14 protein-coding genes and 1 pseudogene are annotated in these 14220 nt (G+C 30.0%); 10 read left to right on the top strand and 5 right to left on the bottom strand.

Annotation, left to right across the window (positions count from 1 at the left end):
- The 3 genes from ACTTAY_RS03125 to ACTTAY_RS03135 form a co-directional block, all read left to right on the top strand.
- Positions 1 to 423 (top strand): Lrp/AsnC family transcriptional regulator (locus ACTTAY_RS03125; protein ID WP_440672322.1); only part of this gene is annotated, 423 nt, incomplete at its 5' end.
- Between the two features lie 170 nt (positions 424 to 593).
- The gene (locus ACTTAY_RS03130) at positions 594 to 1520 is read left to right on the top strand and encodes a carbon-nitrogen hydrolase family protein (RefSeq protein WP_440672323.1); all 927 of its coding nucleotides are present in this window, start codon (positions 594 to 596) and stop codon (positions 1518 to 1520) included.
- A 24-nt stretch (positions 1521 to 1544) separates the two neighbouring features.
- Complete coding sequence (locus tag ACTTAY_RS03135) at positions 1545 to 2174, top strand: LysE family translocator (RefSeq protein ID WP_440672324.1); 630 nt, start codon at positions 1545 to 1547, stop codon at positions 2172 to 2174.
- Between the two features lie 94 nt (positions 2175 to 2268).
- Here ACTTAY_RS03135 and ACTTAY_RS03140 read toward each other — a convergent pair whose 3' ends face one another.
- Complete coding sequence (locus ACTTAY_RS03140) at positions 2269 to 2940, bottom strand: GNAT family N-acetyltransferase (RefSeq protein WP_440672325.1); 672 nt, start codon at positions 2938 to 2940, stop codon at positions 2269 to 2271.
- Between the two features lie 12 nt (positions 2941 to 2952).
- Entirely contained in the window at positions 2953 to 3369 is a 417-nt protein-coding gene (locus tag ACTTAY_RS03145) for an ArsI/CadI family heavy metal resistance metalloenzyme (protein WP_440672326.1), read from the bottom strand.
- A gap of 271 nt (positions 3370 to 3640) precedes the next feature.
- Here ACTTAY_RS03145 and ACTTAY_RS03150 point away from each other — a divergent pair, with 271 nt between their 5' ends.
- From ACTTAY_RS03150 to ACTTAY_RS03160, 3 genes are read left to right on the top strand one after another with little or no spacing between them, the layout of a single operon-like run.
- On the top strand, positions 3641 to 4186 hold the full coding sequence (locus ACTTAY_RS03150; protein ID WP_440672327.1) for a DUF4174 domain-containing protein: 546 nt from the start codon (positions 3641 to 3643) through the stop codon (positions 4184 to 4186).
- Positions 4183 to 4602: a hypothetical protein gene (locus ACTTAY_RS03155; protein ID WP_440672328.1), complete on the top strand. Its 420-nt coding sequence runs from the start codon at positions 4183 to 4185 to the stop codon at positions 4600 to 4602. Before ACTTAY_RS03150 ends, ACTTAY_RS03155 begins: the two co-directional genes overlap by 4 nt.
- 46 nt (positions 4603 to 4648) lie before the next feature.
- Positions 4649 to 5995 (top strand): NAD(P)/FAD-dependent oxidoreductase, encoded by a 1347-nt coding sequence (locus tag ACTTAY_RS03160; protein ID WP_440672329.1) that lies wholly within the window; start codon positions 4649 to 4651, stop codon positions 5993 to 5995.
- 113 nt (positions 5996 to 6108) lie between these two features.
- On the opposite strand, the gene ACTTAY_RS03165 is transcribed toward ACTTAY_RS03160, so the two are convergent.
- On the bottom strand, positions 6109 to 8196 hold the full coding sequence (locus tag ACTTAY_RS03165; protein WP_440672330.1) for a hypothetical protein: 2088 nt from the start codon (positions 8194 to 8196) through the stop codon (positions 6109 to 6111).
- Between the two features lie 390 nt (positions 8197 to 8586).
- On the opposite strand from ACTTAY_RS03165, the gene rseP reads away from it, so the two are divergent.
- From rseP to ACTTAY_RS03185, 4 genes are all read left to right on the top strand, one after another.
- A complete protein-coding gene (rseP, locus tag ACTTAY_RS03170; RefSeq protein ID WP_440652571.1) occupies positions 8587 to 9699 on the top strand; it encodes an RIP metalloprotease RseP in 1113 nt (370 codons plus the stop codon).
- Positions 9700 to 9857: 158 nt separating this feature from the next.
- Positions 9858 to 10133 carry an HU family DNA-binding protein gene (locus ACTTAY_RS03175; protein WP_075506581.1) on the top strand — a complete coding sequence of 92 codons (276 nt, stop codon included), beginning with the start codon at positions 9858 to 9860 and terminating at the stop codon, positions 10131 to 10133.
- Positions 10134 to 10278: 145 nt separating this feature from the next.
- Positions 10279 to 11580 carry an ammonium transporter gene (locus ACTTAY_RS03180; protein WP_440672331.1) on the top strand — a complete coding sequence of 434 codons (1302 nt, stop codon included), beginning with the start codon at positions 10279 to 10281 and terminating at the stop codon, positions 11578 to 11580.
- A 226-nt stretch (positions 11581 to 11806) separates the two neighbouring features.
- A complete protein-coding gene (locus ACTTAY_RS03185) occupies positions 11807 to 13099 on the top strand; it encodes an ammonium transporter (protein WP_440672332.1) in 1293 nt (430 codons plus the stop codon).
- A gap of 54 nt (positions 13100 to 13153) precedes the next feature.
- Here ACTTAY_RS03185 and bcp read toward each other — a convergent pair whose 3' ends face one another.
- Complete coding sequence (gene bcp / locus ACTTAY_RS03190; RefSeq protein ID WP_440672333.1) at positions 13154 to 13624, bottom strand: thioredoxin-dependent thiol peroxidase; 471 nt, start codon at positions 13622 to 13624, stop codon at positions 13154 to 13156.
- Positions 13621 to 14220 (bottom strand): annotated as a pseudogene (locus ACTTAY_RS03195) (hypothetical protein); the annotation flags it as partial. The gene bcp and the pseudogene ACTTAY_RS03195, both read right to left, overlap by 4 nt.

Below are 14220 nucleotides of genomic sequence, written 5' to 3' on the forward strand. Positions count from 1 at the left end.
ATACTTAAAAATAACAGTAAAACTACACTTCAAAATATTAGTGAGAAAATAAATTTAAGTATTGCTCCTACAGCCAGAAGAATTCATCAATTAGAAGAAAGCAATATAATTAAAAATTATTCAGTAAATATTGATGAAACATCACTAGGTTATAAATTTCCTGCCTTCATATTTATTAGTCTAGAAAAACAACAATCAAAAAATTTTGATAAATTTGAGAAAAAAATTTTAAATTTTCCTGAAGTTGTTGAGTGTTGGTTAATGACAGGTGCTAAAGATTATTTAATAAGAATTGCAGTTAAAGACGTTGAGGAATTTGAAGATTTTTTAACTAAAAAACTAACTGTGATAGAGGGTGTTTCCTCTGTTGAAACCTCCATACCTTTGAGAAGAGTAAAGTCTGAATACTCGCGTGTGGAATAAAATTTAACGACAAATATAACAATTCATTAAAATAATATTACAATTCAGTTACAATCCACAATTTTATAAACAAATACTACTCCAATAGTGCTCCAATGACATTGGTTCTTGAGTAATTGCTTTATTTATGAATTTGATATTGTTAGTCTTTTGAATAAAAAAATTAATTTATGAAAGTAGCTGTAATTCAACATCCGCCCAAATATCTAAACTTACAAAAAACTATAGATTTAGGAGTTGAGCTTATTAAAACTGCTGCTGATAAAGGATCTAAATTAGTTGTGTTTCCTGAGGCTTGGTTTCCTGGATATCCAGAATATGTTTGGAGGTTAAAACCAGGGGGTGAGATGAGCTTAACTGATGATTTGTTTAAAATTTCACAAGCAAATTCAGTTAATCTTTCAAAAGGTCATATGAAACCCATTCAAGAGGCTGCAAAGAAAAATAAAGTTGTCGTAGTTGCTGGTCACCAAGAAATTGATGGAGAAGTTAGTGGATCAACTCTTTATTGTTCTATCATTATAATTAATAATGATGGAACCATCTTAAATAATCATAGAAAATTGATGCCAACAAATCCTGAACGTATGGTTTGGGGTCCTGGAGATGGTAGTGGTTTAAATGTTGTTGAAACAGCAGTTGGTAGAATTGGCGCATTAGCATGTTGGGAAAATTACATGCCACTTGCAAGATACTCTTTGTATTCACAAAATATTGATATTTATATTGCACCAACCTGGGATGAGGGAGAACCTTGGCTTTCAACAATGAAACATATTTCACGAGAAGGAGGTTGTTGGGTAATAAGTTCAGCAACTGCAATACAGGCATCCGATCTACCAGATGACATGCCTCATAAAGATCATTTGTACCCTGATAAAGATGAGTGGATTAATTGTGGTGATGCAATTATTTATAAACCATTTGGTGATTTGCATGCAGGGCCTTTACACAAAGAAAAAGGAATACTCTATAGCGATATTGATATTTCTTTTTCAAAATCTTCTAGAAGAAGATTTGATGCAACAGGTCATTATTCAAGACCAGATGTTTTTAATTTAACCATAGACAAAAGTAAGAAAAAACCAATTTCGTAAAAAATTATTTTTAACTAATTAATTATGACTTTAGATAACTGGGTATTATTCATCATTGCAGTTTTAGCTCTTATGAGCACACCTGGGCCAAGTCAATTATTGATGTTATCCAACAGCGCAACTTATGGCCTTAAAAATTCAGTTGCAACAATAGTGGGGGATTTGTCAGCAAATCTTTTACAAATGATAATAGCCACAGCTGGTATTGGGTTATTGATAGCATCATTTGATAATAACATCTTAATCTACATAAAATGGATAGGTGTTACATATTTAGTTTGGAATGCTTTAAAATTGATACTGTCAAAAAAACAAAATGCCAACAATTATAAAAAATCAAACAATAAAAAGGTTTATAGAAAATTGTTTTTGCAAGGTTTTTTAACATCTGCATCAAACCCTAAAGCAATTTTATTTTTTGCTGCTCTCTTTCCACAATTTATATCTGTAAATGGTGATATCTGGATTCAATGTTTAATTTTATCTATTACGTATATTTTCATTGATGGCATTTTTCTTCTTTTTTATGGTCTTGCAGCCTCGAAAATCACTATGATGATAAAGAGCAATTCAAGCTTGATGATTAATAAAGTTGGAGGCTCATTAATGTTAGTTGCTGCGCTTTTATTAGGATTTAAATCGCTTGATAAATAATTTTTAAATTACTTAATTCAATTCAGTTACAATCTACAATATTGTTTAATTAACTCTTGCTAAATATATACGTTAATGACATTGGATATGGAGGTTAGTTTAACTTAAGACTTCTTTTTTGATTTAAATTTTTATCTAAATTTTTGCTTGATAAATATTTCAAATAACCTTTTTTTATTTTTTTCCAATCTTTATCAATGATTGCATACCAGGAAGTGTCTCTATTTCTTTTTTTATAAATTGTTGCTTGTCTAAATATACCTTCAAATTTAAAACCTAATCTTAAAGCAGCTTTATTAGATTTTTTATTTAAACTATCACATTTCCACTCGTATCTTCGATAACCTAAATTCTCAAAAACATTTTTCATCATAAGGTACATCGCCTCTGTAGCCTCAACTGTTCTTTGAAGATTTTTAGCATAGGTAATCCAACCTACTTCAATGGTTCCTATTTCTGGTTTAATTCTAAGATAACTTGCTAAACCACAATAGGTTTTAAGCCTTTTTGAGTAAATTGAGTAAAAAAATGGATTACCAGATAATTTTTCTGTAGTTAAATACTTCTTAAAAGAACTAAAAGTCTTGTATGGACCTGTTGGCATATAAGTCCAATCAATTCCTTTTTTGTCTAAGGAAAAGTTTTTATATAAATCTTTAGCATGCTTTTTTGCGCTAACTGGTTCTAAAGAACAATATTTACCAATTAATTTTTTGTTTGAAGGATATTTTGCTTTATTAAATTTTACACTAAAGCCTATTTTCATTATTTAATTTTATTAACAACAGCTTTTTTTCTCAGTATCTGATCTTGCGCCATCTGTATTATAAATCTCAGCATCTTCCATTGTATGGTAAGCTTCCCAAGCAACACCATTTGGATCATTTACCCAAGATTTTTCTGATTTTGCATAACAACATGTTACCTCACCATCAGAATAAGTAGATATATCAGCTTTATCTAAATTAGTTCTTATATCGTTTAGTTTCTCAACTTTATCAACTTGTATTCCTAGATGATCTACACCTAAAGTTTTTACTCTAGTAGATATTGCAAAATTAACTTTAGGATCTTCCAAAATCCATTGAGCATAATCTTCTTTTACTTTTGTTGGTTCAGATTTGAATAAATTTTTGTAAAAATTTATACTTTCGTTTAAGTTTTTAACTCCAAGATGTAAATGTAGTCTTTGCATATTTTTAATTATTTTTTATTTAGTTTAAAAACTTACTATATATCAAATTTTTCTAATAAGAAATTGATTAGTAAATTGTAAATGAATGCAAAACTAAAAATATAAAACAGAAAAATTGCTGCTTTAGAATTAAATATGTATCCAGTAGAAGTTAAAAGGACCAAGAAAAAGCTTATCGATAAAGCAAGCTTAGATAGCGCTTTTTTCTTAAAATGAGATTTAATTTCTTTTTCCTTCATATATCCTATTAACTAAAATACTTAATATACCAATGAATTTTAAAAAATATATATGGAAATGTAGATTGTTAGTTTTGAATATTCCAAACTACACTAATCAAGAATATAAAAATTCAAAAGATATTTACCAAAAACACATAAAAGAATTTCACAAAAGATTCATAAAACTCGTTACAAGATTAGACAAATCAAAAAACTTTACTGTTAGCTTAATTGGCTTTGATGGAACTGAAAAAGCTAAGTTAGATGCAATAAATCTAAAAAAAATATTTACTTTAGTTGATAAAATGCCAATGAATAAAATGATTAAGGACAAAAGTTTTAAACCTTTAAATCTTTCATTATTTTCTGATTATAAACCTGAGACAACTTTACATGGATTAGGTTTTAAGAATAAAGAAAAGGCGCTTTATACAGTTAAAGCTATCAAAAAAAGATCAATTAAGTATCAAGTAAATGTTATTGCAACAATGCTTGGAAGAGCAAAAAATCATCCTAACAAAACTAAAGATATGGATGATGCAATAAGGATCTTTGACAAATGGATGAAAGATTATAAGAGAAGTAAGAACAAATGAAAAAACTACTATCAATAATATTTTTAAGCTTTTTTAGCATGAGCGCTTATGCTGATGATCAACAAACTTTTGTATTTAACAACTTACAAGGCGATTTCACGACTTGTTATAGTTATTATTTATTGTCTGAAGAAGGTTTTAAAAAAAGTGGTAGTGCTAATGATGAAACTATAGCAGGACTTAATAAATCAGCAGATTTATCATTAGAATCTGTTTTTATGATTGGTCAGCAATTAGGCATGAACACAGATACCATGAGAAATAGAGTTAAAACTTCCTTTGAAAGTATGAAAAAAGAGATGGGTGAAGATTATAAAAACTTTTCAGCAGTTTTAGATAAATACGGAATATTTTGTAAGGACTTAATAGAAAAAACAGACGACAGAGTTCTATTCTGGGAAGATAAATTTAAGTAAATTAATATTTAGATAATTAAAGGTTATGTTAACCTAACGTTAACTAATGAGTAATATTTATCATTCAGATATTTATCAGTTTAATAAACCTGTTCCTAGTTATTGGGAAGCAATCTCAAGTGAGAACTTAAATTTAGAGAAACTTCAAAAAGACATTAGTTCAGAAATAGTAGTAATAGGTGGTGGTTATACTGGTTTACTTTGTGCAATTAATTTAATTGAAAATCATAATTTAGATGTAGTTTTGGTTGAGGCTGGAAAAGTAGGTTGGGGTGCTTCTTCTCGAAATGCAGGATTTTGCTGTCTTCCTCCAAGCAAGATGTCTTATAAAAAAATGCAATCTGTTTATGGAACAGAAGAAACTAGAAAATTTTTTAAAAATTCAGTTGAAGGAGCAAATTATACTAAAGAATTAATTAATAATTATAATATTGATTGTGATGTAACTGGTGAAAATAACTTTGTTGTAGCTCATCATAAAAACAAATTTGACCAAATCAAAGAACAAGCTGAAGTTTATAAATCTGAATTTGGAATTGAGACTAAAGTTTATTCAAAAGAGGAATTTGATGAAGTAGGTCATGGTGGAACTGAGCAATTTGGAGCTTTTTCATATAAACCTGGATTTGCAATCAATCCTTTAAAATTTATAAACGGACTTGCAAAGTATGCTTTGTCTAAAAAGTTAAAAATATATGAGCACACAAAAGTTGAAAAAATAGAAAAAGACAATGGTTCTTATTTTTTAAGAACTAGCGAAGGATCAATAAAGACAAAAAAAATTGTAGTTGCAACTAATGGATTTTATCAAGAAGGATTAATTCCCGAAATGGATGGAAGAGTATTACCTGTTATTTCAAATATTATTGTAACAAGACCACTTACAAATGAAGAGCTTAGTTTACATAACTTTAATACTTATGCTCCAATAGCTAATTCAAAAAACCTTTTATATTATTATCGAAAGTTACCTGATAATCGAATTTTATTTGGGACTAGAGGAGATTTTGAAGGCAGTGATCAATCAAATCAGAATAGAGCAAATGATATGGAAAAATTTTTAAAAAATATATTTCCTAAATGGAGCAATGTGACAATAGATTATAATTGGAGAGGTTTAATTGCATTATCTCAAAAGCTTACTCCTTCAATTGGTAAAATTGATAACGAAGAGATTTATTATGGATTTGGTTACAGCGGTGTAGGGGTTAGTGCTGCACCATGGACTGGAAAACAATTGTCTAAGCTAGTTTTTTCATCAAATAGTAAAGACCTTGAAATTTCAACAATTTATAAAGGTTTACCTAAGAAATTTATTTTTCCAAAATTAAGAGTATTTTATTTTAAATTAGCAGTGTGGTTTTATAGAATTAAGGATAAGTTTAATATTTAATGATTGAGTTTATAGATATATTTTTTAATCAATACTTAAGGATATTTGTAGGAATTGTCCTTGTGGGTCTTATTCTGTTTTCTTTATATTATAAATTTAAAAATAAATAAAACTTATTGCCCTAAAGCTTCCTTTGCTTCTTCAACAGAGTAGTTGGTGCCATATTGTTCATTATAGGCAGAAACTGCATCAGCAAAGCTATCATATCCTAATCCACTTGCTGCAGCCTCAAGATCAGTTGAAACACCTACAGTGGCCGCTAAAGCAATAGAGTCAGCTACTGTTTGTAAATCTGTACCAAGATCTTTAGCTATAGATGCTGCCTCGAATGAGCCAACTTGACTTAAAAGATCTACTCCTGCTGTTACATCCCCCCAATTAGATGTTGAACCATCAATAGTAGCGTTTTGCCAAATATTTGCATATTCTTCAGAGGTCATGTTGGTGCCATATTCTGCATTAACTAATTTAGTTAAATTTTCAAAATTTGCATTTGCTCTGATATCGTTAATAGTTTCTTGATCTAAAGAATCTCCGAATTCGGCAATAATACTTTCAGCAGCTATTTTTGTATAATTATCTAAAGTAATTGAGAAATCTTGATTGAGCCAATTTTCTAAATTAAATGAAGGATTATCTTGAACAGATTTTGCAATATCAATTAGATTTTGATTTATTTCATTACTTAAATCTGTTTCATTAAAATTAATTAAACTTTCAAATTCATTTCTTGCTAATTGTGCTTTTATATCATCAATATTTTCACTCGTTAATTCGATTAAATTTCCAGATTTGTCTTTAAAGTTATCAACAGGCAAGTCTCCCTTCCAAGAATTAGCCCAATCTTTTACCTCCCAATTTTCCATTTCTTTTAAATTTTGATAGGCTATTTTTAGTGGTGTAAATTCATAACCATCTTTCTCAATATCTTCTACAATTTCATCTACAGCAAAATCATTATTTGCTAAATTAAGAGCTTGCTTTTGTAAATTAAGGATATTTTGATTGTTTTGTTTTTTTGAGCTTAATGAAGCTAAAGTTAATGTTTTTTTTGTATCGTCTGAAACATTTTCAATGTTGATTTGACTTAAATCATTCTCAAATTTTTTTTTTATAATATTTTTTTCAACATCCTTTAAAATTGCATTTGAAAAATCAATAGAATCTATTGCAGTTATTAATTCATTGTCTTCACAATTTTTATTGCAATTCTCTATTAAATCTAAAGATTTTTTAAAAATTTCATCAATATTTTCATAAACACTATATTTATCAGGATTAATTTTGTTAATTTTTTTTAAAGACTTTTGTACATTTTTAGAAGTTTTCTTAAACTCTTTTTCAAATTCTTTCTGACTGATCCTTTGTTCTAATTTTAATTCTAAATTTTTTTTAAATGCTCCATAAGATGATTTAAATTTTGTAGATTCTTTTTTTATTTTTTTTTCTTCGCTTGTAAGCTTGTTCTGGCTTTTGGTACCTTGAGACATAAAATCATACATGTGCATGTAGCCTGTTAATGCATCTTCTAAATTGTCATTGGACGTAAGTCCTATTGATTTTCTCATAGACTCTTTAGCTTGAGATAATGAATAAAGTGATTGTATAGTTTTTTTGCTACTTTTTTTTACATTAGGATAATTGTTTTCATAATCTTCAATAGCTTTTTTTTCTTCCTTAAGTTTATGATTATAAAAAACCTCAAAGTAAGCCATAGCCCTCATCATATTTTCAGGATATTTTTCATTTAAATTTTTGTGTTGTACAAATGTTTTATACATTTCTTCAGCTGATTTCTTTGCAAGCATACTTTCAGAAAAATTTAGATTTTTAAATAATCCTTCAGGATACTCTTTTATCTCTTTATATTGGCCAATTTCTTCTAATTCTTCTTTAGAGACAAATGTTTTACTTAAGTCTTCTCTTTTTAAATTTTTATTGGTTGCTTTAATTTCAATTATTTGTGTAGTTTCTTTTTCTTCTTTTTGTTCAGTTTTTTTTGTAGTTATTTTTTCTTCAATATTTGATTTTTCATCATCTTCTGATTTTAATAGAATATTTTTTGCTTTACTAAATTCATCTTCATTAATTGCACCAGACTTATACAGGTTATTTAATTCAGTTAATTTATCTACAATATCTCCATTAGCTTGACCGAAAAGAAGCAAGGTCGTTAAAAAAATGAAAACTATTTTTCTCACAATTAATTTTTAGCATATACCCAATATGGGTGTCTAATAATATTATTGTTAGAAAATCAGGACTATCTTTTGCAAGAGACTGTCATGACGGTAGCGCTATTATAAAATTAAATACTATAGAAGACATGCTTCTTTCTAAATATTTTAAGCTTTATGAGAAGTTGAAAGAACTTCAAAGAAAGAAAGAAAGGAGTTAGATAATGAAGAAAGTATTGAGCCTATTAGAAAAGATCCTTTAAGAGGCATGGGATTTATTACTAATTTTGAACCAAATAATTGAGGAAGATTAGGACACTCTAAGACTTTTTTAAATGATGTTCAAAAGCCTAAGACTTACTACTGGTAATGAGGGGTTGTGATTAACATGATATTAACTTAAAATATAAAATTATGCTTAGTTATATTGTTCCATTTTTAATTCTGATTTTAGTGGTTGTATTCATCCATGAATATGGACACTATTATTTTGCTAGAAAATATGGAGTTGGGGTCACTGATTTTTCTATTGGATTTGGTAAAGAATTATTTGGTTGGAATGATAAACACGGCACTAGATGGAAAGTATGTGCAATTCCTCTAGGAGGATATGTTAAGTTTTTTGGAGACCGTAATGTTTATTCGCAAGCTGATCATGAAGAGATTTTAGAAAAATATAATGAAGAAGAGAGAGATAAATTATTTATTTTAAAACCCTTATATCAAAGAGTTTTAATTGTATTTGGTGGTCCTTTAGCAAACTTTTTATTAGCTTTAGCAATCTTCTTTTGTATTTATACTTTCGTTGGAAAAGATTTTACTCCAGCTGTAATAAGCGAAGTTCAAAAAGATAGCCCAGCAATGGTTGGAGGCTTAAAAAACCAAGATATTATTTTAGAAATTGATGGCAATGAAGTTAAAAGCATTATGGAAGTTTCAAAATATATAACAATGTCCACAAGTGACTTTATAGATTTTAAAGTTAAGCGTTCATACGAAGAATTAATTTTAAAAATAAAACCTAATATTGTTGAAGGTGAAGATGGTTTAGGAAATAAAATAAATAAAAGAATGGTTGGTATAAAATTAAGTGCTTACAATGATAAAATTAATCATGTTAAATTAGGACCAGCACAAGCATTGTACCATGCAGCAAATGAAGTCTATTTTGTTAGTGTTTCCTCATTAAAATATATTGGTGGAATGATCATGGGGAAAGCAGACACCTCCCAACTTGGTGGCCCTATTAGAATTGCAAAGATATCAGGGCAAGTTGCAACCTTTGGAGTGTTAGCTTTTATTAGTATGATGGCTTATATTTCAATAAGTTTAGGCTTAATTAACCTCTTTCCTATACCAATGTTAGATGGTGGACACTTAATGTTTTATGCATTTGAAAAGGTTTTAGGTCGACCTTTGTCTCAAAAAACACAAGAAGGTTTTTTTCGAATCGGATTGTTTTTGTTGTTATCATTGATGTTTTTCACCACCTTTAATGACCTAAAAGACCTTGGATTATTTAGATAATTTAAATTTCTAAATTGTTAAAAAGATCAATAAAATCAACGTTTATTTAATTTTTTAACAAGATATTGTGTGTCATTTAAACAAAGACACTAAAAAAAAGCTTGATTTATCAACGTTTATGACAAGTATTAATATTAACCAACAAAACCGGAGCTAAAATGAACAAAAAACAACTAGTAGCAAAGCTTTCTGGCTCATTAAACTTGAGCAAAGCAGACGCTGAGCGAACTTTTGATACAATTACCAACACTATTTTAGATGCACTAAAAGGTGATGATTCAGTGAAAATCGCTGGATTTGGTACGTACAAAGTAGCTAAAAGAAAAGCTAGAGTTGGAAGAAATCCAAGAACTGGTGAGCAGATTCAAATCGCTGCTTCTCAGAAGGTAAAATTCTTGCCAGCAAAAGCTTTAAAAGAAGTATTCAATAGATAATATTTTTTTAACAGCCCTAACGTAATTTAAAAACACGTTTAGGGCTGTTACTATATGCAAAAACTGCATACCCAATTTTCCTAATCAGCGTTAGTTTTTAAATTTTTTAAATTTATAAACCACCACTTTAACAAGTGGAGGTCTTATGACTAAAATAATAAAGAGAATATCTGCACCATTACTAAGTTTAGTATTTTTGCTAAACATGAGTAGTGCGGGTATGGCAGAGACAACTGTTTCAGCTGAAGTGGGGTTTATATTTAACACTCTACTATTTTTAATTTGTGGTTTCCTTGTCATGTTCATGGCAGCAGGTTTTGCAATGTTAGAATCTGGTATGGTAACTTCAAGAAGTGTTTCAGTAATTTGTGCAAAGAATATTGGTTTGTATGCAATTGCTGGAATTATGTTTTGGCTAGTTGGTTACAACTTAGCTTATGGTATTCCAGAAGGCGGATACATTGGATCGTTTGTTCCATGGTCAGATGCAAGTGCAATTGACACTGGTTATTCAGATGGTTCTGACTGGTTCTTCCAAATGGTATTCTGTGCAACAACAGTTTCAATTTGCTCAGGTGCTATGGCTGAAAGAATCAAGTTATGGCCGTTCTTCTTATTTGCAGCTATCTTAGCTGGAATTATTTATCCAATCGTTATGGGTTGGCAGTGGGGTGGAGGCTGGTTAGCAGAACTAGGCTTCTCAGATTTCGCTGGATCAACACTAGTACACTCAACTGGTGGTGCGGCTGCTTTAGCTGGTATCATATTGTTAGGTGCTAGATCTGGAAGATTTGACAGTAAAGGTCAACCAAAAGCGTTACAGCCTTTTGCTGCATCTTCAATTCCATTAGTAACAATAGGTGTATTTATCCTATGGTTAGGTTGGTTTGGATTTAACGGTGGTTCACAATTAGCATTAGGTACTTTTGATGATGCAGTTGCGATCTCATCAATCTTTATCAATACAAATCTTGCAGCCTGTGGTGGAGTAATGGCCGCTGGTATCCTTACAAGATTAATGTACGGTAAAACAGATGTTATTCAAATGTTAAACGGAGCAATCGGTGGTCTAGTAGCAATCACTGCAGAACCATTAGCACCATCTCCATTTGCAGCAATTTTAATTGGAGCTGTTGGTGGATTAATCGTAGTGTTTGGAACTAAGTTGTTATTCAACTTCAAACTTGATGATGTTGTAGGTGCAATCCCAGCTCACTTATTTGCTGGAATTTGGGGAACACTTGCAGTGCCATTAACAAACGCTGATGCATCGTTCAGTGCACAATTAATTGGTGTACTTTCAATTAACATTTTTGTTTTTGCTGTGTCTTACATCGTATGGTCAATAATGAAAGGTACGTTTGGAATCAGATTAAGTAAAGAAGCTGAGACCAAAGGTACAGACGTTACTGAAACAGGTGTAATTGCTTACGCAATACGTGACTAATTGCATGCAATATAGAGGCTCTTCGATCTCCATGTCGTTATCTCATTGAAGAGCCTCTAAACAAAGAATTAACTTATATCTCTCTCTAGTTAGTTAATAACCAAAGGCCCCAGAAATGGGGCCTTTTTTTTACACTTATGCTTATTTCTCATAACTCTTTTGACCTATCAGCAGTACTTAAAATTTTAATGTTTATTAAAACGACATGGTTAAAAAAGGAGAGATAATGATTAATCATTTAAAAAAAATATCATTTAGCTTAATAATATTTTTAAGCTTTACTAATTTAGCTTCAGCAGAAACAACAATGTCAGCTGAAGGACAATATATTTTCAATTCATTAGGATTTTATCTTGGGGGTGTTTTAGTTGCATTCATGGCTGCAGGTTTTTGTATGCTTGAAAGTGGACTGGTGACAACTAAAAGTGTTTCAACAATTGCAGCTAAGAATATAGGTAAGTTTGCAATTTGTTCATTAATATTTTTTTTCTGTGGTTACAATTTAGCTTACGGAATTCCTGAAGGTGGGTTTATTGGATCATTCTCAATGTGGAGTGATGCTTCTGAACTTTCAACTGGTTACTCAGATTATTCAGATTGGTTTTTCCAAACAATGTTTGTTTGTGCAACTGCATCAATTGTATCTGGTGCTGTAGCAGAAAGAATTAAAATTTGGCCATTTTTTATTTTTGCGGCGATCATGGCTGGTATCATTTATCCTATTTCAATGGGTTGGCAGTGGGGTGGAGGCTGGTTAGCAACTTCAGGTTTCTCTGATTTTGCTGGTTCAACTTTAGTTCACGCATGTGGTGGGGCAGCTGCTTTAGCAGGTGTAATATTATTAGGTGCAAGGGAAGGAAGATTTAATAGAAAAGGTGAAACAAAATCTTTAGTACCATTTGCAGCATCTTCAATACCACTTGTTACATTAGGAACCTTTTTATTATGGTTTGGTTGGTTTGGATTTAATGGTTTCAGTCAACTTGCAATGGGAACGTTCGATGATGTAAATGCAATTAGTAAAATTGCGGTTAACACTCACTTAGCAGGAGCTGCTGGTACTGTTACTGCTGCAGTCGTTACAAGATTATTAGGTGGTAAAACAGATATCGTAATGATGCTTAACGGAGCATTAGCAGGTTTGGTTGCAATTACAGCAGAACCTTTAACTCCAAGTCCTGTGCTTGCAATTGCTATTGGAGCAGTTGGATCAATCATCATGTACTTTGGTACAAAGTTTTTAGAAAGCAAAAAAATTGATGATGTTGTAGGTGCAATTCCTGTTCATTTATTTGCTGGTATCTTTGGTACTTTAGTTGTGCCTTTAAGTAATGCGGATACAAATTTTGGAACTCAGTTAACAGGTGTAATTGCAGTATGTGCTTTTAGTTTCATACTTTCTTACATCACATTTAAAGTTCTAAAACAAACAATTGGTCTTAGAATTAGTTCTCAAGCTGAAAAACTTGGAACTGATGTTGCTGAAGTTGGTGTTAAAGCTTACGCAATAAGAGACTAAAATATCTCTCAATATATAACAATTAAAGGCTCCTTAGAAATAAGGGGCCTTTTTTTATTTTGAAATATCTTTTAATGTTTCTAGTACTTCTTTGGCGTGATCTTTTACTTTAACGTTTTCCCAGATTTTTAGGATTTTACCTTTTTTATCAATTAAAAAAGTTGTTCTATTTATTCCCATAAATTCACGTCCCATAAATTTTTTCTTACCCCAGACCTTGTATTTTTTTAATACTTTAATCTCTTCATCTGCGAGTAAATCAAATTTGATTTTGTATTTATCTCTAAATTTATCGTGACTTTTTAAGCTATCTTTTGAAATCCCGTATACTTCGCACTCTAGTTTTTTAAATTTTGCTAACAATTTATTGAAGTCATTAGTTTCAATTGTACATCCAGGTGTGTCATCTTTTGGGTAAAAATATAAAATTACATATTTTCCAAGTGAGTCTTTTAAAGAATATTTATCTTTTGAAGTTGATGGTATTACAAATGTTGGAGCTTTTGAGTTTATTTTTAATGTCATAATTTATTTTGTTCCCATAATTTTTTATAATCTATTAACGGTGATAAACCATAAATTGAATTAATATTAGTAAAATGTGCAGCTATTGCTGGCATAGGACTAATGCAAAGTTCCTTTTTATATATATCATGAAAAGGTTTTTCAAAAGGATAATGTTCAAACTCGCATGCACTAACAAATTTTTTGAAATGTTTATTAATTATTTTTTTACTAGTAAGGAATGTACATAAAGTTTCGTTAATTTTACGCCAATGATATTTGTTTCCTAACAAAATATTTGAATTCTCCATCTTGTTATATAAGTAAGGGTAATCTGCTGGGCACATTATAAGTTCAGTTCCTAGTTGAGTAGATATTCTTTCGTAAGCATATATCATTTCCTCAATAGCATCGGGCTTGTGGATATAATCATCCTCTACAAAATATACTAAATCCTCACAATTTTTACCTAAATTTAAAGATTGATTTATATTAGACATGTTTGAAATCTGGTTATTGGTAACAATTTTTCCCTGTTGATTTATTTTTTTAATATTCTTTTTATACTTATTTATATCCAGTTGAATTATTTCACTGTCAAAAAATTGATTATTTAA

Origin of the sequence: Candidatus Pelagibacter sp. HIMB1715, assembly GCF_052047595.1 — a bacterium.
GTDB lineage: Bacteria > Pseudomonadota > Alphaproteobacteria > Pelagibacterales > Pelagibacteraceae > Pelagibacter.

Excerpts from the sequence above, each read along its gene's own strand:
- ACTTAY_RS03130 (WP_440672323.1), top strand. The coding sequence starts at position 594 with ATGAAAGTAGCTGTAATTCAACATCCGCCCAAATATCTAAACTTACAA.
- ACTTAY_RS03135 (WP_440672324.1), top strand. The coding sequence starts at position 1,545 with ATGACTTTAGATAACTGGGTATTATTCATCATTGCAGTTTTAGCTCTT.
- ACTTAY_RS03140 (WP_440672325.1), bottom strand. The coding sequence starts at position 2,940 with ATGAAAATAGGCTTTAGTGTAAAATTTAATAAAGCAAAATATCCTTCA.
- ACTTAY_RS03145 (WP_440672326.1), bottom strand. The coding sequence starts at position 3,369 with ATGCAAAGACTACATTTACATCTTGGAGTTAAAAACTTAAACGAAAGT.
- ACTTAY_RS03150 (WP_440672327.1), top strand. The coding sequence starts at position 3,641 with ATGAATTTTAAAAAATATATATGGAAATGTAGATTGTTAGTTTTGAAT.
- ACTTAY_RS03155 (WP_440672328.1), top strand. The coding sequence starts at position 4,183 with ATGAAAAAACTACTATCAATAATATTTTTAAGCTTTTTTAGCATGAGC.
- ACTTAY_RS03160 (WP_440672329.1), top strand. The coding sequence starts at position 4,649 with ATGAGTAATATTTATCATTCAGATATTTATCAGTTTAATAAACCTGTT.
- rseP (WP_440652571.1), top strand. The coding sequence starts at position 8,587 with ATGCTTAGTTATATTGTTCCATTTTTAATTCTGATTTTAGTGGTTGTA.
- ACTTAY_RS03175 (WP_075506581.1), top strand. The coding sequence starts at position 9,858 with ATGAACAAAAAACAACTAGTAGCAAAGCTTTCTGGCTCATTAAACTTG.
- ACTTAY_RS03180 (WP_440672331.1), top strand. The coding sequence starts at position 10,279 with ATGACTAAAATAATAAAGAGAATATCTGCACCATTACTAAGTTTAGTA.
- ACTTAY_RS03185 (WP_440672332.1), top strand. The coding sequence starts at position 11,807 with ATGATTAATCATTTAAAAAAAATATCATTTAGCTTAATAATATTTTTA.
- bcp (WP_440672333.1), bottom strand. The coding sequence starts at position 13,624 with ATGACATTAAAAATAAACTCAAAAGCTCCAACATTTGTAATACCATCA.